Origin of the sequence: Curtobacterium sp. C2H10 (assembly GCF_025407985.1) — a bacterium.
In the GTDB taxonomy this organism is placed as follows: domain Bacteria; phylum Actinomycetota; class Actinomycetes; order Actinomycetales; family Microbacteriaceae; genus Curtobacterium.
On record NZ_JABXGF010000012.1, the window covers coordinates 17083 to 34190 of the forward strand.

The 17108-nt window shown below is 72.0% G+C and carries 16 protein-coding genes; 10 read left to right on the plus strand and 6 right to left on the minus strand.

What is annotated here, in order from left to right:
* A complete protein-coding gene (locus HWD93_RS07155; protein ID WP_070417042.1) occupies positions 1-798 on the minus strand; it encodes an HAD-IIA family hydrolase in 798 nt (265 codons plus the stop codon).
* Between the two features lie 177 nt (positions 799-975).
* Here HWD93_RS07155 and HWD93_RS07160 point away from each other — a divergent pair, with 177 nt between their 5' ends.
* Together HWD93_RS07160 and HWD93_RS07165 are read left to right on the plus strand one after the other, a co-directional pair.
* A complete protein-coding gene (locus HWD93_RS07160) occupies positions 976-1653 on the plus strand; it encodes a TetR/AcrR family transcriptional regulator C-terminal domain-containing protein (protein ID WP_070417041.1) in 678 nt (225 codons plus the stop codon).
* A 28-nt stretch (positions 1654-1681) separates the two neighbouring features.
* Positions 1682-2347, plus strand: a complete 666-nt coding sequence (locus HWD93_RS07165; protein WP_261646454.1) for a TrmH family RNA methyltransferase — start codon at positions 1682-1684, stop codon at positions 2345-2347.
* Between the two features lie 72 nt (positions 2348-2419).
* Here the strand turns inward: HWD93_RS07165 and HWD93_RS07170 are convergent, their stop codons facing one another.
* Positions 2420-3418 (minus strand): LacI family DNA-binding transcriptional regulator, encoded by a 999-nt coding sequence (locus HWD93_RS07170; RefSeq protein ID WP_261646455.1) that lies wholly within the window; start codon positions 3416-3418, stop codon positions 2420-2422.
* Positions 3419-3492: 74 nt separating this feature from the next.
* Here HWD93_RS07170 and HWD93_RS07175 point away from each other — a divergent pair, with 74 nt between their 5' ends.
* Positions 3493-4296: an NAD(P)-dependent oxidoreductase gene (locus HWD93_RS07175; RefSeq protein ID WP_261646456.1), complete on the plus strand. Its 804-nt coding sequence runs from the start codon at positions 3493-3495 to the stop codon at positions 4294-4296.
* Positions 4297-4377: 81 nt separating this feature from the next.
* Here HWD93_RS07175 and HWD93_RS07180 read toward each other — a convergent pair whose 3' ends face one another.
* From HWD93_RS07180 to HWD93_RS07190, 3 genes are read right to left on the minus strand one after another with little or no spacing between them, the layout of a single operon-like run.
* Positions 4378-6447 carry a YhgE/Pip domain-containing protein gene (locus HWD93_RS07180; protein WP_261646457.1) on the minus strand — a complete coding sequence of 690 codons (2070 nt, stop codon included), beginning with the start codon at positions 6445-6447 and terminating at the stop codon, positions 4378-4380.
* Positions 6444-7142, minus strand: coding sequence for a hypothetical protein (locus HWD93_RS07185; RefSeq protein WP_261646458.1), 699 nt, complete (start codon positions 7140-7142; stop codon positions 6444-6446). The genes HWD93_RS07180 and HWD93_RS07185 overlap by 4 nt, the downstream gene beginning before the upstream one ends.
* Positions 7139-7801, minus strand: a complete 663-nt coding sequence (locus HWD93_RS07190; RefSeq protein ID WP_261646459.1) for a TetR/AcrR family transcriptional regulator — start codon at positions 7799-7801, stop codon at positions 7139-7141. Before HWD93_RS07190 ends, HWD93_RS07185 begins: the two co-directional genes overlap by 4 nt.
* Positions 7802-7962: 161 nt before the next feature.
* Here HWD93_RS07190 and HWD93_RS07195 point away from each other — a divergent pair, with 161 nt between their 5' ends.
* The 4 genes from HWD93_RS07195 to HWD93_RS07210 all read left to right on the plus strand — a co-directional run bounded on the left by HWD93_RS07195 (position 7963) and on the right by HWD93_RS07210 (position 13972).
* The gene (locus tag HWD93_RS07195; RefSeq protein ID WP_261646460.1) at positions 7963-11616 is read left to right on the plus strand and encodes a S8 family serine peptidase; all 3654 of its coding nucleotides are present in this window, start codon (positions 7963-7965) and stop codon (positions 11614-11616) included.
* A gap of 108 nt (positions 11617-11724) precedes the next feature.
* Positions 11725-11895: a hypothetical protein gene (locus HWD93_RS07200; RefSeq protein ID WP_156794772.1), complete on the plus strand. Its 171-nt coding sequence runs from the start codon at positions 11725-11727 to the stop codon at positions 11893-11895.
* A 218-nt stretch (positions 11896-12113) separates the two neighbouring features.
* The gene (locus HWD93_RS07205) at positions 12114-13412 is read left to right on the plus strand and encodes an adenylosuccinate synthase (RefSeq protein ID WP_070417034.1); all 1299 of its coding nucleotides are present in this window, start codon (positions 12114-12116) and stop codon (positions 13410-13412) included.
* Positions 13413-13414: 2 nt separating this feature from the next.
* A complete protein-coding gene (locus HWD93_RS07210; RefSeq protein ID WP_261646461.1) occupies positions 13415-13972 on the plus strand; it encodes a low molecular weight phosphatase family protein in 558 nt (185 codons plus the stop codon).
* A gap of 69 nt (positions 13973-14041) precedes the next feature.
* Here HWD93_RS07210 and HWD93_RS07215 read toward each other — a convergent pair whose 3' ends face one another.
* The gene (locus HWD93_RS07215) at positions 14042-15289 is read right to left on the minus strand and encodes an MFS transporter (RefSeq protein ID WP_261646462.1); all 1248 of its coding nucleotides are present in this window, start codon (positions 15287-15289) and stop codon (positions 14042-14044) included.
* 54 nt (positions 15290-15343) lie between these two features.
* On the opposite strand from HWD93_RS07215, the gene HWD93_RS07220 reads away from it, so the two are divergent.
* From HWD93_RS07220 to HWD93_RS07230, 3 genes are all read left to right on the plus strand, one after another.
* Positions 15344-16120 (plus strand): helix-turn-helix transcriptional regulator, encoded by a 777-nt coding sequence (locus HWD93_RS07220; protein ID WP_083403142.1) that lies wholly within the window; start codon positions 15344-15346, stop codon positions 16118-16120.
* A gap of 210 nt (positions 16121-16330) precedes the next feature.
* Positions 16331-16660, plus strand: a complete 330-nt coding sequence (locus HWD93_RS07225; protein ID WP_070417032.1) for a hypothetical protein — start codon at positions 16331-16333, stop codon at positions 16658-16660.
* 90 nt (positions 16661-16750) lie between these two features.
* The gene (locus tag HWD93_RS07230) at positions 16751-17095 is read left to right on the plus strand and encodes a hypothetical protein (protein ID WP_071294452.1); all 345 of its coding nucleotides are present in this window, start codon (positions 16751-16753) and stop codon (positions 17093-17095) included.
* Positions 17096-17108: the final 13 nt, after the last annotated feature.

The window sequence follows — 17108 nt, forward strand, 5'->3', positions numbered from 1 at the left end:
CTACAGCTCCACCTCGAAGGGTTCGGTGCGGACGAGCTCGTGGACGCCGGAGATGACCTCGCTCGGGCGGAAGGGGTAGCGGTCGATCTCGGCCTGGTCGCTGATGCCGGTCATGACGAGGACGGTGTGGAGTCCTGCTTCGATGCCGGCCTGCACGTCGGTGTCCATCCGGTCGCCGATCATGCCGGTGTTCTCGGAGTGGGCGCCGATCCGGTTCATCGCCGAGCGGAACATCATCGGGTTCGGCTTGCCGACCACGTACGGCTGCTTGCCGGTGGCCTTCTCGATCATCGCGGCGATGGCGCCGGTCGCCGGGAGGACCCCCTCGGCCGACGGGCCCGTCGCGTCGGGGTTCGTGACGATGAAGCGGGCACCGTCGCGGATGAGGCGCACGGCCTTGGTGATCGCCTCGAACGAGTAGTTGCGGGTCTCACCGACGACGACGTAGTCGGGGGCGGTCTCGGTCATGATGAAGCCGGCCTCGTGCAGGGCCGTGGTCATGCCGGCCTCGCCGATGACGAACGCGGAGCCGCCGGGCATCTGGGACTTGCAGAAGTCGGCGGTGGCGAGGGCGCTCGTCCAGATGCGCTCCTCGGGGACGTGGATGCCGGACCAGCGGAGCCGGGCGCTGAGGTCGCGCGGGGTGAAGATCGAGTTGTTCGTCAGGACGAGGAACTCCGTGCCCTCGTCGAGCCACTGCTGGATCAGCTCCGGCGCCCCGGGGAGCGCCTGGTTCTCGTGCACGAGCACGCCGTCCATGTCGGTCAGCCAGCACTCGACCTCGTCGCGGGTTGCCATGCCCCTCACCCTAGTGCGCGCCCGTGACGGCCCGGCTCGGCGTCGGCTCGGAGAAGGCCGGGAGGCACGGATCGGCTCCCGCGCGCCGGACGCGGACCCGAGATGGTCGAGACACCGAACGCCGCTCGGCTTTGCCCTAGGCTTTTCGGGACACGTACTGGAAGAAGGAGGACGCCCGTGCTCGTCGAACCCGGAACCCCGCCCGTCGCACCCCGGCCCGTCACGGCGCCGGAGCAGGCCGAGGCGACTCCGCGACGGCGCCGTGGCCGCCCCAACGTCCTCAGCCGCGAGCAGGTGATCGACGCCGCGACGGCCATCGCGAACGAGGACGGCCTCGACCGGCTGTCCTTCCGCGCGCTCGGCGTCCGGCTCGGCGTCGCGCCGATGACCGTGCACCGGACGATCGGCGGCCTCGACGACCTGCACGCCGAGCTCGTCCGCCGAACGGTCGACGAGTTCACCGCGACGTTCGTCTGGCCGGACGAGTGGCACGCGGTCGTCCGGACGTTCGCCACGACCTTCCGCGACCTCATGCTGACCCACCCCCTCGTGCTCGAGTCGCACAGTCGCCGCGGGGCCCTGGTGTCGACGGAGTCCGACGCGGTCGTGGCGAAGGTCGTCGGTGCGCTCCGGTCGGCCGGCCTGCCCGACGCCGAGGCGATGTACGCGTTCTTCGTCGTGTACGACTTCGTGGTCGGGCACACCGGCGTGCAGGTCGGCCGGGGCTCGGCCGCGGCAGGTCGTCCGGAGCGGCACGAGCTCGTGGCGGAGATCCTCGGTTCGCACTCGTACGAGGACCGGTTCGCGCTGGGGCTCGACGTCCTCATCGCGGGGATCGAGTCCCGGATCCGGTGACCGGCGACCCCGCCGTACGCTTGGGGGCGTGACCGCCGTCCCCGAACCGTCCCACGAGCGGACGACGAACGGGGTCGGGCCGCACCCCGAGCCCTGGCCGGACGACCCGCGACTCGACCCGGAGCTCCTGGCGACCGGGGACACCCGCAACGTCGTCGACCGGTTCCGCTACTGGTCGATGGACGCCATCGTCGCCGAGCTCGACACGCACCGCCACGCGTTCGACGTGGCGATCGAGAACTGGCAGCACGACCTCAACATCGGGTCGATCGTGCGGAGCGCCAACGCGTTCCTCGCCGGCACCGTGCACATCGTCGGGCGCCGTCGGTGGAACAAGCGCGGCGCGATGGTCACCGACCGGTACCAGCACGTCCGGTACCACCCCGACGTCGCCGCCTTCCTCGAGGCCATGCGCGACGAGGGCCGCCCGGTGATCGCGATCGACAACACCCCCGGGGCGTCCCGCATCGAGACGGCGCCGATCCCGGAACGGTGCGTGTTCCTGTTCGGGCAGGAGGGACCCGGGCTCACCGACGAGGCCGTCGCCGGGGCGGACGGACACCTCGAGATCACGCAGTTCGGGTCGACGCGGAGCATCAACGCCTCGGCGGCCGCGGCGATCGTCATGCACAGCTGGGTCGTCCAGCACGCGGACACCGGCCGCACCAGCGGGGCCGACGGCACCGCGCGCTGAACCCCGCCACCCGTTCGTCGCAGCCGGCGGGGCGGGGGTGAGCCGCGCCTCCAGTCCGCTACCGCGTCGGCGTCAGCGCGCCGCGGTGGTGCGCCGCGCGACCAACCGGGGCTCGACCAGGACCTCGGTCGCCGCCGACGTCGGGTCGGCGATCCGCGCGAGGAGCCGCTCGCCGGCGCCGCGCCCGATCTCGACACTGCGGTCGTCGATGCTCGTGAGCCCCACGTACCGCGTCGCCGCGAGCGGGGTGTCGTCGTAGCCCATGACCGACACGTCCTCGGGGACGCGCAGCCCACGCTCGGCGAGCTCGGACAGCGCGCCGAGCGCCATCACGTCGTTCGCGGCGAAGACGGCCGTCACCTCGGGGTGCGCGTCGAGGAGCTGCGCCAGGGCGCGCGACCCGGCCTCCTCGGTGGGCTCGCCCGGGAGCACGACCGTCTCGACCTCGGCGCGGCCGTCGACACCGGCGCTGAACCCCGTGCGTCGTTCGTCGGACGCGGCCGACGAGGCGCCGACGAACCCGAGGCGCGTGTGGCCGAGGGCGAGCAGGTGCTCCGCGGCCATCGCCCCGCCCGCACGGTCGTCGTTCGCCACGGTGTCCGCGCGGGGGATCGCGACGCGGCCGCCGGCGATGACGAGCGGGGTCGAGGCGGGGATCGCGAGGTCGGTGTCGGGCTCGCCGGCGATGACGATCCCCTCGACGCGCATGGACAGGAAGCCCTCGACCGGCGAGGCGTCGAGCCCGGTGTTGAGGAAGCGGTCCGCGACGACGAGTCGGTGGCCCTGGTCCTGCAGCGACTCGCGCAGGCCGGTCAGCAGGTCGACGAACCACTGGTTCCGGAAGTCGTCGAGGACGACGCCGATCGTCCGGGAGCGCGTACCCGCGAGCGACACCGCGGCCGTCGAGGGGCGGTAGTCGAGCTCCTGGATCGCCTTGAGCACCGCGTCACGCCGCTGCTGGCTCACCCGCGGGGAGCGCTGCAGGACGAGCGACACGAGGGACTTCGAGACCCCGGCGCGCGCGGCGACGTCGTAGATGGTCGCGGGTTTGCCGGCTCCCATGATCTGCATCGACCTCCGTGGCTCTCCCGTCGATGGTAGCGGGGGCGGGGCGGGGGCGGCGCGCCGGGGGTAGCGTCCGGGCAATGGCGACGCTGCTCATCACCGGGGTCGCAGGACGCATCGGCGCTGCACTCCGGCCCCGACTCCTCGCGGCCGGTCACGACCTCGTGCTGCTCGACGAGTGCACCCCGGACGACCCACCGACGGGTGGTGAGCGCTTCGTGCCCGGGTCGGTGCACGACGCCGATGCCCTCGACGACGCGTTGATCGGCGTCGACACCGTCGTCCACCTGGCGGGCATCCCGACCGAGGCCGCGTGGGACGACCTCGTCGCGGCGAACCTCACCGGGACGAAGAACGTGCTCGAGCGAGCGGCCGCGGCCGGGGTCCTCCGGGTCGTCCAGGCGAGCTCGATCCACGCCGTCGGCCGAGTGCCCGAGCCGCTCGACGAACCGGGGAGCGTGCCCGGGGACCGGCTGCCCCGTCCGGACACGTACTACGGCGTGACGAAGGCCGGGATGGAACTCCTCGGCAGTCTCTTCGCCGACCGGTTCGGGATGTCGATCGTCTCGGCACGCATCGGGGCGTTCGGCGAGCAGCCGTCGTCCGGTCGTGCGCTCCTGATGTGGAGCTCGCCGGACGACCTGGTGCGGTTCGTGCTGGCGACGGTCGCGCTCCGGGACCCGGGGCACCACGTCGTGTGGGCGCTGTCCCGGAACACCGGGTCCCCGGCCGACCTCACCGCGGGGGAGCGGATCGGCTTCGTGCCGGTCGACGACGCCTCGGGCGTGCTGGACCCTGACGCCCGTGCGGCCCTGCCCGCCGAGGACCTCCGCTACCTCGGTGGCGACATGGTCGAGCTGCCGCTCGGGCGGAGCACTTCGTGAGCAGAAACGGTCGGGTTCCCTGAGGTCACCCGACCATTTCTGCTCACGAAGCGGCGCGGCGGCGCGCCCGCCCCGCCCGCGCTACCCGATCAGGCTCGGGCGCAGGTCGCGCAGCGTCCGCGACCGGGTCTGCCGCGCCGTCACGACGAACGACACCAGGAGCGCCCCGAGCAGCCAGCACGCGAGCACGCCCGCGTCCGACCACGCCGCACCGAGGTCCCCGCCGTACATCGTCTGCCGGATCGCGTCGACCGAGTACGTCATCGGCAGCGCGAAGTGCAGTGCCGCCAACGGCCCCGGCAGCGTCTGCCACGGGAACGTCCCGCCGGCGGTGACGAGCTGCACGAGCATGAGCACCAGGCCGAGGAACTGCCCGACGGAGCCGAGCATCACGTTCAGCGCCATGATGATCGCCGCGAACGTCGCCGATGCCAGCACCATGACCCCGATCGTCGCCCCGGCGTGCACGACGTTCAGGTCGAGGGCGAACCGGACGATGAAGAACAGCGCCACCATCTGCACGAGTCCGAGCAGCGCCGGCGTCAGCCATCCGCCGAACACCACTGCGAGGGGCTTCCGCACCGCGGTGATCGCCCGCTTCGAGATCGGCTTGAGGATGAGGAACAGCGCGTACATGCCGATCCAGGCTGCGAGGGAGATGAAGAACGGCGCGAGACCGGCCCCGTAGTTGTCCGCCGCCGCGACGTTGTCGTCCCCGACCTTGACCGGGTCCGAGATCACCGACGCCTGGTCCTCACGCTGCGACGCGTTCGACGCCGGGATCTTCGTGCGGCCCTCGTCGAGCTTCGAGGCGAGCTCGGACGAGCCGCTCTGCAGCTTCGTCAGCCCGGACGCCAACGACTTCGCGCCGTCGTCGGCCGAGGCCGCTCCGGACGCCAAGGAAGCCGCGCCGGACGACAGCGTGGGCGCGGCCGACGCGAGCTGCGAGGTGCCAGAGGCCACCTGCGACGAGCCGGACGCCAACTGCGCGGCACCGTCCGCGGCGGAGGAGACCCCGCCGGCCAGGGTGGGGGCCGCCGTCGCCAGGGCGGAGGTGCCGGCCGCGACCTGGGCTGACCCGTCGCGCAGCTGGTCGACGCCCTCGAGCGCGGCCTTGGCCTTCGCGAGATCAGCCTTCGTCTGGTCGTCACCGAGCTGCGCCTCGACGGTGGAGGTGATGACCGCCTGCACCTCCGGCGTCAGGTCCACGCCACGGTCCGCGGCGGCCTTCGTGATCGCCGCGGTCACGGTGTCGGGAGAGAGGCCGTGCAGCGCGTCGAGCGCCGGATCGGTCTGGTCGGCCAGTGCCTTGTTGCCGGCCGCGACCTGCTGTGCGCCCTCGTTCAGCTGCGCGGTCTGCGCCGGCAGCGACGCGGTCTGCTGCTTGGCCGTCTGCAGCCCCGAGGACAGCGTCGCCGCCCCGGAGGCGACCTGCTGGGCGCCCTGGTCGAGCGCAGCGGTCTGCGACGGCAACGCGGCGGTCCCGTCCGCGAGCGTCGCCGCGCCGGAAGCGAGCTTGCCGGTGCCGTCCGCGAGCGTGGCCGCGCCCGACGCAGCGGACTTCGCACCGGAGGCGAGCTGCCCCGCGCCGTCGACCGCGTCGCCCAGGCTGTCGCGCACATCGGCGAGGCCCACGAGCAGGGTCTTCGCCGCCTGCTTGCCGACCCGCTCGGCGACGGCGGTGCGCATCGTCTTGCCCGCCTGCTCCGCGATGGTCGAGGCGAGGTACGAGTTCGTGTCCGCCGTCGTCATCACGAGCTCGGCACGCTTCGGGTCGTCGGACTGTGCGGAGACGAGGGACTCCGAGAAGTCGTGCGGGATCGTCACGACGAAGTCGTACGTGCCGTTCCGGACGCCGGCACGCGCGTCGGCCGCGGTCGTCTTCGTCCACTTGAAGTCGGCGCCGTCGATGGCCTCCTTCGTGACGTCCTTGCCGTAGTCGACGTGGTCGCCGTCGAGCGTCGCCCCGGCGTCCTGGTCGACGATGGCGGCGGGGACCTGGTCGAGCTTGGCGTACGGGTCGCGGTTCGCCCAGAGGTAGGCGCCGCCGTACAGCAGCGGCACGACCATGAGCGCGATGAACGCGAGTCGTGCGAGCGGGGTCGCGGTGAGTCGCGCCAGTTCGGCGCGGACGAGCGAGGTGGTGGTCACGCGGTCGCCTCCGTGGGCAGGTGGTCGGTGTCGGACTGGAGGCGCGGGTCGTCTCCGTCAGGTCGGGCCACGTCCTCGGGGTCCTCGGTCTGGATGGTGTCGAGCAGGTGTTCGACGGTCGCGGCTGCGGCCTTGGAGGTCACGAGCACGACGGTCACGCCGCGGCGGGCGACGTCGCGGACGACCGCGAACCACCCCTCCACGGCGCCGCCGTGCCGTTCGGGCGAGGTGATGACGAGCCCGGTCACCCCGTCCCGCAGCAGGGCGAGTTCGACGAGGAGGCGGACCCGCACGTCGGTCGGGACCCGCTGCACGTGCGTGTCGGCGTAGTCCCGCAGCCCGAGCTCCTCGAGCACGGTGTCGACGTGCTCGAGGGTGGGCCGCTGTCCGGCGAAGGCGAGCTCCTCGCGCACGATGCGCTTGAGGCTCATCACGGGGAAGGGCTCGGCGATGCCCGGCGTGTCAACGAGGGCGAACGTCCTCCGGACCGCCGCGGCGTCGTCGTGCCCGTCGAGCAGCACGCGACCGGTCTCGGGCCGCATGCGCCCGCCGGCGACGAGCGAGGCGAGCACGGGTGCCTGCTCCGTCTCGACGGCGACGACACCCGGGCGGCCGGGGGCGGCGACGGCGGAGACGACGGGCAGCGCGGCACCGGGCTCGTCGCCGATGCCGACGTGGTCGAGTTCGAGCGTCATGCGCGGTCCTTCTCTGTGGAGACCTTCGTGGTGGTGGAGGCGGCCGGCTCGGAGAGCGAAGCGGTGCGCCAGTCGATGCCGGCCATCCCGAGCGCCGAGAGGACGACCATGCGGCGTCCGTCGTCGTCGGAGGTGCCGGAGCGCGTGGCCTCGTCGAGCACGGCGATGCAGGCGCCCTCGACGAGCCGGCCGAGCGTCGCGGGGTCGACGTCGTCGCGCATGGTGCCGTCGGCGATCCCGAGGGCGCACGCGTCGCGGACCTGGGCGCGCAGGGGTGCGAACACCGCGGCCACCGACTCGTTGAACGGGCTGCGGATCGCGACCCGGGCCATCGACCGGACGTGGGACACCTCGGACCACAGCGTCACCGCGATGGCGGCGAGCCGAGCGGCCGGTGGGAGTGCGCCGAGGTCCGCCGCGGTCGGCATCGCACCGGCGACACGGGCGGCCCCGGCGGTGACGACCTCGCGCACGAGGTCGTCACGGGAGGGGAAGTGTCCGTAGACCGCACGCCGGGAGAGTCCTGCGGCGGACGCGATCGTCTCGAGCGAGACGTCCGGGTCCGCCTGCAGTGCGGTCTTCGCCGCCTCGATCAGGGCAGCCCGGTTCTCCGTCGCGTCCCGGCGGGGAGCGCGTGCGGGCTGGTCAGGAGTGGTCACGCACCCCATCGTAATAACGTGCACACACGTGTGCAAGTTATCAGTTCCAGCACCCCCGACCGGGGGTGGTCCCCCAAAGTGCCGACTGCGCTCCCTGAGAGCAAGCGCATAACTTCACAGCAATTCCATGAAGAACACGGACGGAGCCAGGAGTGCGCCTTTTGAACCGTGCAACACCGAACGACAACCCGAACCCGAACCCGCATCGCATCGCACGCGTGCTGACCGCCGGCATCGCCGCCGCGGCCCTCGCGTGCGGTGGGCTCGCCGTCGGTGGGGCGGCCTCCGCGGCCCCGTCCGGCCTCTCGCCCGCCGACCTGAAGATCGCGCAGCCGCTGCGTGACGCGAAGCCCCAGAAGACGATCGCGGCGTTCGTGCGCACGACCGGCCAGGGCGCCCTCGAGGTCGACGCGAAGGCCAAGGGCGGCGACCTGACGAAGTCGAAGACGCAGTCCTCGGCCGCGAAGCAGCGCGTCAAGGCGATCGGCTCGACCGTCGACGCGGTCCGCGCTGCCGTCAAGCAGTCCGACGCGGACGCCACCGAGCTCTACTCGACCGAGTACACCGTCCCGGGCATCGCCGTCGTCGCCGACGTCGAGGCGCTCCGGAAGGTCGCGGCGCGCTCCGACGTCGCGAGCATCATCCCGCTCACGCCGAAGAAGGTCGTCGAGCCGACGGTCAACGAGGATGCCTCGGCGGCCCCGTCCGGCGTCGACCCGAGCCTCGCGAAGCCGGGCGCGGACGGCGTCAGCCCGAAGAACGCGGCGAGCGACGTGTACACGCGGGCACTCAACGCGTGGCAGCAGACCGGCCACACCGGCAAGGGCGTCAACGTCGCCGTGCTGGACACCGGCCTCGACTACACCCAGGCGGACTTCGGCGGCCCCGGCACCACGGCCGCCTACGACGCTGCCCTCGCCTCGACGAGTGCGCCTGCTCAGGGCTCGTACGACCCGCAGAAGTTCCTCGGCGGGTACGACTTCGCCGGGCCGACCTACAACGCGGACCCGACCGACCCCGACACCTACCAGCCGGTGCCCGCGCCGGACGACAACCCGATCGACGGCAAGGGCGGCGACCACGGCACCCACGTGTCCGGGACGATCGCCGGCTACGGCCTCGACGCCGACAAGCAGACCTTCGACGGCGACTACACCAAGCTCACCACGCAGCAGGTGCAGGACATGTGGATCGGTCCGGGCACCGCGCCCGAGGCCGGCCTCTACGCCCTCAAGGTGTTCGGCGACGGCGGCGGCTCGACCGACCTCACCGGTGCCGCGCTCGACTGGGTCGGCCAGTCGCTGACCGAGGGCAAGGACATCAACGTCCTCAACCTGTCGCTCGGTTCCGACTACGGCGCACCGGACGACCCCGACAACGCGAAGATCGACGCGCTCACCGCCCGCGGTGTCCTGCCCGTGATCGCTTCGGGCAACGCCGACGACTTCACCGACATCGGTGGCTCGCCCGGGAACGCCGAGGGTGCCCTGACGGTCGCCGCCAGCGCCACTGGCCAGTCGCTCTACGACGGTGTCCAGGTGACCGCCCCGTCCGCCGTCGCGAAGACCTACCGCGCGCAGTACTCCCAGAACTTCCAGGGCACGCTGCCGGTCGAGGGCGACGTCGTCGTCCCGACCACGAACGTCGACGGCTGCACGCCCTTCACGGGTGCGGACGCCGCGGCCGTCGCAGGCAAGGTCGTCTGGCTCAAGTGGACCGACGCCGCGCTCGAGTGCGGGTCCGGGGTCCGGTTCGGCAATGTCCAGGCCGCCGGCGGCGTCGGCGTGCTCCTCGCGGGCACGATCAACACCTTCAGCTCGGGCATCGCGGGGAACGCGACCATCCCGGGTGCTGAGCTGACCAAGGACAGCGTGACGAGCCTCCTGGCCGCTGCCAAGGCCGGGACCCTGCACGTGAAGTTCGCCGACGAGCTCAAGGGCTTCGAACTCGCCACCGACCCCGAGGCCGTGAACACGCTCGCGTCGTTCACCAGCCGCGGTGTCCACGGTTCGTTCGGTGACATCGTCAAGCCGGACATCGCCGGCCCCGGGGTCAACGTGATCTCCGCGGCCAACGGCACCGGTGACGACCGCATGTCGATGAGCGGCACGTCGATGGCGACGCCGGACGTGGCGGGCATCGCCGCGCTGACGTTCGAGTCGCACCCGACCTGGTCGGCCCCGGACGTCAAGGCCGCGCTCATGAACACGGCCACGCACGACGTCGAGGACGGCTCCGGCACGGCGACCCTGCTGCGCCAGGGCACCGGCCGCGTCGACGCCCTGCAGGCCGTCACCGCCGACACCACCGTGAAGAGCGTCGAGAACGGTCAGCTCGTGACCGCCTCGTTCGGTGTCGTCGAGGTCTCGGGCAAGACCAGCGAGACCCGGTCGCTCCTCATCGAGAACACCGACTCCACGGCCCACACCTACGACGTGGCCTACCAGCCGCAGGTGTCCCAGCCGGGTGTCGCGTTCTCGCTCAGCACGAAGCGCGTCACCGTCGGCCCCGGTCGCGGTGCCGTCGTGGACCTGACGTTCACGGTCGCCGACCCGACGCAGCTCCGCCGCGTCATCGACCCCACCCAGGAGTCGGTGCAGCAGGGCTACCAGCGGGAGTTCGTCACCGCCGCGACCGGTCTCGTGACCTTCACCCCGACCGACAAGACGCTCGACCCGCTGCGCCTCGGCACCTACGTCGCGCCGAAGCCGGTCAGCGCCGTGCGCGGCTCGGGTGTGTCCTTCACCGGGTCCCAGAAGACCGCGAACCTCGCGCTGAGCGGCCGTACGGTCGACCAGGGCGGCCTGACCTCGGGCTACCACGCCGCGGTCGCACCGTTCGTGCTCGGCGGGACGGACGGCGTGGAGTCGTTCCCGACGGGTTCGGCGTCGCAGTCGCTCAAGGCCGCTGACGTCCGTGCCTACGGCGTCAGCTACGACAAGGCGTCGGACACCCTCGCGTTCGGTGTGCAGACGGCCGGTCCCGACGCCAACCCGGGCGCCGTGACCAACGTCGAGGTGTTCATCGACACGAACGGCGACGGCAAGGACGACTACCTCGTCTACGACGCGAAGTCGTCCGTGGTCGACGCGACGCTCGTCACGACGATCGACCTCAACGCGACGTCCGACGACGACGCCGTGGTCGACGCCTTCCCGCTCAACGGCGGTGCCCCCGGCCAGGACGTCAACACGTTCGACAGCGCCGTCAAGGTGCTGCCGGTGACGGCCTCGGCGATCGGTGCCGCGGGCAAGACCATCTCGTACCGGGTGGAGACCGAGTCGGCGTACGCGCCGGGTGCGGCCACCAGCGGGTCCTCGGTGGTCGACGTGACCTCGACGGCGAAGTTCAACCTCGCCAAGCCGACGCTCACGTTCGCGCAGGGTGGCCAGGGCGGCACGCTGTTCGCCGACAAGGGCACGCTCCAGGTCACCCGCGGCGCCGGTGTGGCCAGCGCCCGGATCCTGCTGCTGCACCTCGGCAACGCGGTCGGCAGCCAGGCCCAGAGCGCCGCGGCGACCTGGGTGGCCCCGGCGCTGACGCTCGTCAAGGGCAGTGCGGTCTCCATCAGCGGCAAGCCGACGGTCGGTACGAAGCTCAAGGCGAACCACGGCACGTGGAACGGCTCGGGCGTCACGTACTCGTACCAGTGGCTCCGTGACGGCAAGGCGGTGAAGAGCGCGACGAGCTCGTCCTACAAGCTCGGCACGTCCGACGCCGGCCACACCTTCTCGGTGAAGGTCGTCGCGACGGCGAAGGGCTACCAGGACGGCACGTCGACCTCGAAGTCGACCGCCAAGGTCGCTCGCCGCTAGGCACCGACATCACCACTCGGGCCCCGTCGCACCCCAGCGACGGGGCCCGCAGTGCGTCAAGAGGACATGTAGTTAGACAAACTAGTTATCCGGTGGGAGGGTTGCAGCATGCAGACGCAGACCACCCTGAAGCAGCTCCGGGCCAACCCGATGGAGTGGCGTCGCCGTGGGCTCACCCCGCCGGACGTCATCCAGTCGATGATCGAGGAACGCCTCGCCGAGCCGGGCCACTCGGCCCCGGTGGGCGACCCGTCGTACCAGGACTTCTTCCGCAGCTGAGCGCGCGGGCGCGAACCGCTCGGGACTGGAGGCGCGGTGCCGGCTGGCACCGCGCCTCCAGTCCGTCCCCGGTACCGTCCGTCGGACAGACGGCGGGGCGCCGCGTCGGCCGCGCCAGGCGACCGGCAGGTAGCGTGCCGGTGGCCGTCCGATAGACTCGGGTGGACCACCGGCCCGACTGGTCGTGTGAGGTCCTCCGCCAACGTGAGGAGAACCAGATGCCCGCTGCAGTGATCATCGGAGCCCAGTGGGGCGACGAGGGCAAGGGGAAGGCCACCGACCTCCTCGGGTCCCGCATCGACTACGTCGTGAAGTTCAACGGCGGCAACAACGCCGGGCACACGGTCGTCGTCGGCGGCGAGAAGTACGCCCTGCACCTGCTGCCCTCCGGCATCCTCACGCCGGGCGTCACGCCCGTCATCGGCAACGGCGTGGTCGTCGACCTCGAGGTCCTCTTCCAGGAGCTCGACGCGCTGAAGGCCCGCGGCGTCGACACCTCGAAGCTGCTCGTGTCGGCGAACGCCCACGTCATCACGCACTACCACCGCACGATCGACAAGGTGACCGAGCGGTTCCTCGGCAAGCGCCAGATCGGCACCACCGGTCGCGGCATCGGCCCGACCTACGCCGACAAGATCAACCGCGTCGGGATCCGCATCCAGGACATCTTCGACGAGAACATCCTGCGCCAGAAGGTCGAAGCGGCCCTCGACCAGAAGAACCACCTGCTGGTGAAGGTCTTCAACCGGCGCGCGATCGACGCCGACGAGGTCGTCGAGTCGCTGCTGTCCTTCGCGGACCGCCTGCGTCCGATGGTCGCCGACACCGGGCTCGAGATCCACCGTGCGCTCGAGCGCGGCGAGACCGTCCTGTTCGAGGCCGGCCAGGCCACCATGCTCGACGTCGACCACGGCACCTACCCGTTCGTGACCTCCTCGTCGGCGACGGCGGGTGGCGCGGCGACCGGTTCGGGCATCGGCCCGGGCAAGCTCGAGCGCATCATCGGCATCGTCAAGGCGTACACGACCCGCGTCGGCGCCGGTCCGTTCCCGACCGAGCTGTTCGACGAGTCGGGGGAGTTCCTCCGGGCCAACGGCTTCGAGTTCGGCACGACCACGGGTCGCCCGCGCCGCTGCGGCTGGTACGACGCCCCGATCGCCCGCTACACGGCGCGCGTCAACGGCGTGACGGACTTCGTGCTGACGAAGCTCGACGTCCTCACCGGGCTGTCGACGATCCCCGTCTGCGTGGCCTACGAGGTCGACGGCGTCCGCGTGGACGAGGTCCCCGTCAACCAGTCGGACTTCCACCACGCCAAGCCCGTCTACGAGGAGTTCCCCGGCTGGACCGAGGACATCACGGGTGCCCGCTCGTTCGAGGACCTGCCGAAGAACGCGCAGGACTACGTGCTCGCGGTCGAGGCGATGTCCGGGGCGCGGATCTCCGCGATCGGTGTCGGCCCCGGTCGTGACGCCATCGTCGTGCGGCACGACCTGCTCGGCGACACCGCAGCCTGACGATGCGCGTCCTGTTCGTCTGCAGCGGCAACATCTGCCGTTCGCCGCTCGGCGCACAGGTCCTCACGGCGCGACTCGGCCCGGACGCACCCGCGTTCGTGGTCGAGTCCGCCGGCATCATCGCGCAGGACGGCGCTCCGATGGACGATGCCGCCGCAGCGCAGTCCGTGCGACTCGGCGGGTCGCCCGACGGACATCGTGCGCGGTACCTCACCGCGGCGATCGCGGGGTCGGCGGACCTCGTGCTCACCGCCGAGCGCTCGCACCGTGCGGCCGTGGTCTCGCTCGCGCCCCGGACGGCGAAGCGCGCGTTCACGGTCAAGCAGTTCGCCCGGGTGCTCGACGGGCTCGAGCCGGCCGAGCTCGCCGGCGTGTCCACGCCCGAGGAGCTCGTCGCACTCGTGGCCCGACTGCGGGGGACCGTGCCGCCGCTCGAGGACCCGGCGGACGACGACGTCGACGACCCGTACCGCCGGTCGACGGCGACGCACGAGCGGGTGGCGGACGAGATCGCCGCGGCGCTCGTGGTGGTCGCGGACGCGCTGCGCGCCGTGCGCTGACCCGCGGGCACACTGCGGGTCGGCGCACACTGCGTGCACGCGGTGGCGCGCCGCGCGGACGCCCGCCGCTCAGCGCCGCGCCAGCACCTGCCGCTCGCGACTCGCGGCGACGCCCGCCACGAGCTGCACCCCCAGCAGCGCCAGCAGCACCACGACCGGCACCGTCCAGCCCCCGGTCGCCGTGTGCAGCAACCCGATCCCGAGCGGTCCGAGCCCCGCGAGCAGGTACCCCGTCCCCTGCGCCATCGTCGACACGTGTGCGGTGTGCCGGGCATCGGGCGACCGCCACACGATGTAGCTCAACGAGAGGCTGATCGCGCCGCCCTGCCCGAGCCCGAGCAACGTCATCCACAGCCACGCCCCAGCGGCCGGAGCCACGAGCAGGCCGACGAACCCCACCGCGCAGAGCACCACCACGACGACGACCGGCACCCACGTCGGTCGCAGTCGCCGCGCGATCGCGGGCCCGGTCACCCCGGTGACGATCCCGGGCAGGCTCGAGTACGCGAGCATCAGACCGGCCTCGTGCGCGGTCACCCCGGCGTCCTGCAGCACCGTCGGCACCCAGGTGAGGAACGCGTAGTACGACAGGCTCTGCAACCCCATGAACCCGGTCACCGCGATCGCCACGGGGTCGCGGAACAGGCGGGCGAACGTCGGCTCGTCGGCCGCCTCGACCGGAGCGTCGTCCACCGTCCGCGAGCGCCCGGTGTGCCCCGGGTTCCGCAGCGCCCGCGGCAACCAGACGAGGAACGCGACGACCGCCGGCACCGCCCAGAACGCCAGTGCCGGTCGCCACGACCCGAACGCCGCCGCGAGCGGGACGACGGCCGCCGAGGCGATCGCGGCACTGAGGAACAGCGCCGTCGAGTACAGCCCCATCATCAGCCCGACACGGTGCGCGAAGTCGCTCTTGATCGCCGCGGGCATGAGGACGTTCGCCACCGCGATCGCGGCGCCGGCCAGCACGGTGCCGCCGTAGAGCGCCCAGCCGTGGGGCTCGATCCGCAGCGCGATGCCCACAGCGAGCACGGCCATCGTCAGGCCGAGCAGCCGGTGCAGCCCGATCCGCCGGGTCAGCAGCGGCGTCAGGAACGCGAACGCCCCGAACGCGAACACCGGGATGGTGGTGAGCAGGCTCGCCGCCGACGGCCCGAGGTGCAGGGAGCGCTCGACGGCACCGAGGACCGGACCCACCGACGCCACGCCCATCCGCAGGTTCAGCGCGACGAGCAGGAGTCCGGCGCCGACGTACCAGGCGGCCAGGAGTCGCCGGCGGGGTCTCGTGTCGGGCACGGTGGTGGAAGCGGTGGTCATGCTCCGATCCCACCACCCGGCGGGACCGGCCCGGAACACGTATGCTGCCGATCGATGTCGGTTTCCAGCCACGCCCACGAGCGGATCGTCGACGACCGCACCGAGGCGGCGTACCGCTTCGAGCACGCCGAGACGGTCCCGCCCCACGCGCACCCGCTCGGTCACCTCGTGCACGCGGCGACGGGCGTGCTGTCGCTCATCACCGCCGACGGTGCGTGGATCGCGCCGTCGAACCGGGTCGCGTGGGTGCCGGCCGGTGCCGAGCACCGGCACCGGGCCCACGGGGTGACCGACATGCGGATCGTGTACCTGTCCGCGGAGGCCGCCGCGCGCCTCCCGTCCGGCCCCGCCGTCCTGTCCGTCTCACCGCTCGCACGGGAGGCGCTGCTCGCCCTCACGACACCGGCGCCGCGCTCCGAGACGGCCAGGTCCCACCTCCGTGCGGTCGTCGTCGACGAGGTCGCGTCCGCGCCGGAGCAGCCGCTGCACCTGCCGGAGCCGCGCGACCCCCGGCTGCGCCGGGTGGTGCGACGGGTCGAGCGCGACCTGTCGACCCCGCTGTCGCTCGCCGAGCTCGCGGCCTGGGCGGGGCTCGGGGAACGGACGCTGACCCGGCTGTTCCGGCAGGAGACGGGCACGGGGTACCGGCAGTGGCGCCTGCAGCTCCGGGTGCACCGTGCTCTGGTGCTGCTCGCGGGAGGACACAGCGTCACCGACGTCGCGGCGGCCTGCGGCTGGGCGACGACGAGCCAGTTCATCGAGCAGTTCACGCCGCTGGCCGGGATGACACCGGGGACGTACCGCCGGGCTGCTGGCCGAACGAGCGCCTGACGGTCCTCCAGCGGATTGGCCGGAGAACGAGTACCCCGATCTGTCCCCTGTACCCCGGAAGTGCGACGCCCGACCCCGGAAACCCGGGCTTCGCCGATGGGGCGCATTGACGGAACCCGTGAATCGGCGGGCGTCGCTGGCGGGTGGAGGGGTCGGTCTCGTAGCGTTCTCATGTCAGCCGATGTACCCCGGATCGCGAAGGAGAGCGACATGAGCACCACCGTCAGCACCGACACCCGAGCCGAGGTCACGCTCGACACCGAGACCGTCGACACGATCGCCATCCTCGAAGCCCAAGCTGAACCGCACGCCCGCCCGGCCCGCGCCAAGCTCACCTGGACGCAGGAGGACGACGGCGAGTGGGTCGCCAACTACGGCGGGTACTTCGGCGGATCGGTGGACAAGCGCGACGACCGCTACGTCGCCTCGGACACGTTCGGCCTCGTCGTCGGCGACTTCGCGTCGCTCGAGCAGGCACAGGCGAAGCTCGCGGACCAGCTGCACGTGATGCTGCCGTCCGTGATCCGCCCGGTCGACTAGCACGTCGCTCCCCGGAGCACTGCACCACCCCGCACCACCCGCACCACGGAACGCCGCACCACAGCAGCACGCACCAAGAGGAGCACGACCATGAGCACGCCCGTCGACCACCACCAGCACACCGAGGTGACCGTCGACACCGCCACCATGGTCGCGATCACCGGCATGGACGCCCACGTCGACCTCGTCGTCGACACCGACGTCGACGAGCCGGTCCACCCGCGCATCCTCTGGTCGCGGCCCGACACGGGGCTCTGGGCGGCGAACTACGGCGGCTACTACGGCGGGACCGTCGACCGCCAGGGTGCGCACTACTTCGTGTCGGACACCTTCGGGCAGTACGTCGGCGACTTCCGGTCGCTCGAGGAAGCCCAGCTGCGGCTCGCCGAGCGGCTCCACGTGCTCCTGCCGGACGTGCGTCGCGACGGCGCCTGACGCTCTGGACTGC

What these genes read in the sequence shown, in the direction of transcription:
- HWD93_RS07155 (WP_070417042.1), bottom strand. Translation starts at nt 798, where the DNA reads ATGGCAACCCGCGACGAGGTCGAGTGCTGGCTGACCGACATGGACGGC.
- HWD93_RS07170 (WP_261646455.1), bottom strand. Translation starts at nt 3,418, where the DNA reads ATGCAGATCATGGGAGCCGGCAAACCCGCGACCATCTACGACGTCGCC.
- HWD93_RS07175 (WP_261646456.1), top strand. Translation starts at nt 3,493, where the DNA reads ATGGCGACGCTGCTCATCACCGGGGTCGCAGGACGCATCGGCGCTGCA.
- HWD93_RS07185 (WP_261646458.1), bottom strand. Translation starts at nt 7,142, where the DNA reads ATGACGCTCGAACTCGACCACGTCGGCATCGGCGACGAGCCCGGTGCC.
- HWD93_RS07200 (WP_156794772.1), top strand. Translation starts at nt 11,725, where the DNA reads ATGCAGACGCAGACCACCCTGAAGCAGCTCCGGGCCAACCCGATGGAG.
- HWD93_RS07205 (WP_070417034.1), top strand. Translation starts at nt 12,114, where the DNA reads ATGCCCGCTGCAGTGATCATCGGAGCCCAGTGGGGCGACGAGGGCAAG.
- HWD93_RS07210 (WP_261646461.1), top strand. Translation starts at nt 13,415, where the DNA reads ATGCGCGTCCTGTTCGTCTGCAGCGGCAACATCTGCCGTTCGCCGCTC.
- HWD93_RS07215 (WP_261646462.1), bottom strand. Translation starts at nt 15,289, where the DNA reads ATGACCACCGCTTCCACCACCGTGCCCGACACGAGACCCCGCCGGCGA.
- HWD93_RS07220 (WP_083403142.1), top strand. Translation starts at nt 15,344, where the DNA reads ATGTCGGTTTCCAGCCACGCCCACGAGCGGATCGTCGACGACCGCACC.
- HWD93_RS07225 (WP_070417032.1), top strand. Translation starts at nt 16,331, where the DNA reads ATGAGCACCACCGTCAGCACCGACACCCGAGCCGAGGTCACGCTCGAC.
- HWD93_RS07230 (WP_071294452.1), top strand. Translation starts at nt 16,751, where the DNA reads ATGAGCACGCCCGTCGACCACCACCAGCACACCGAGGTGACCGTCGAC.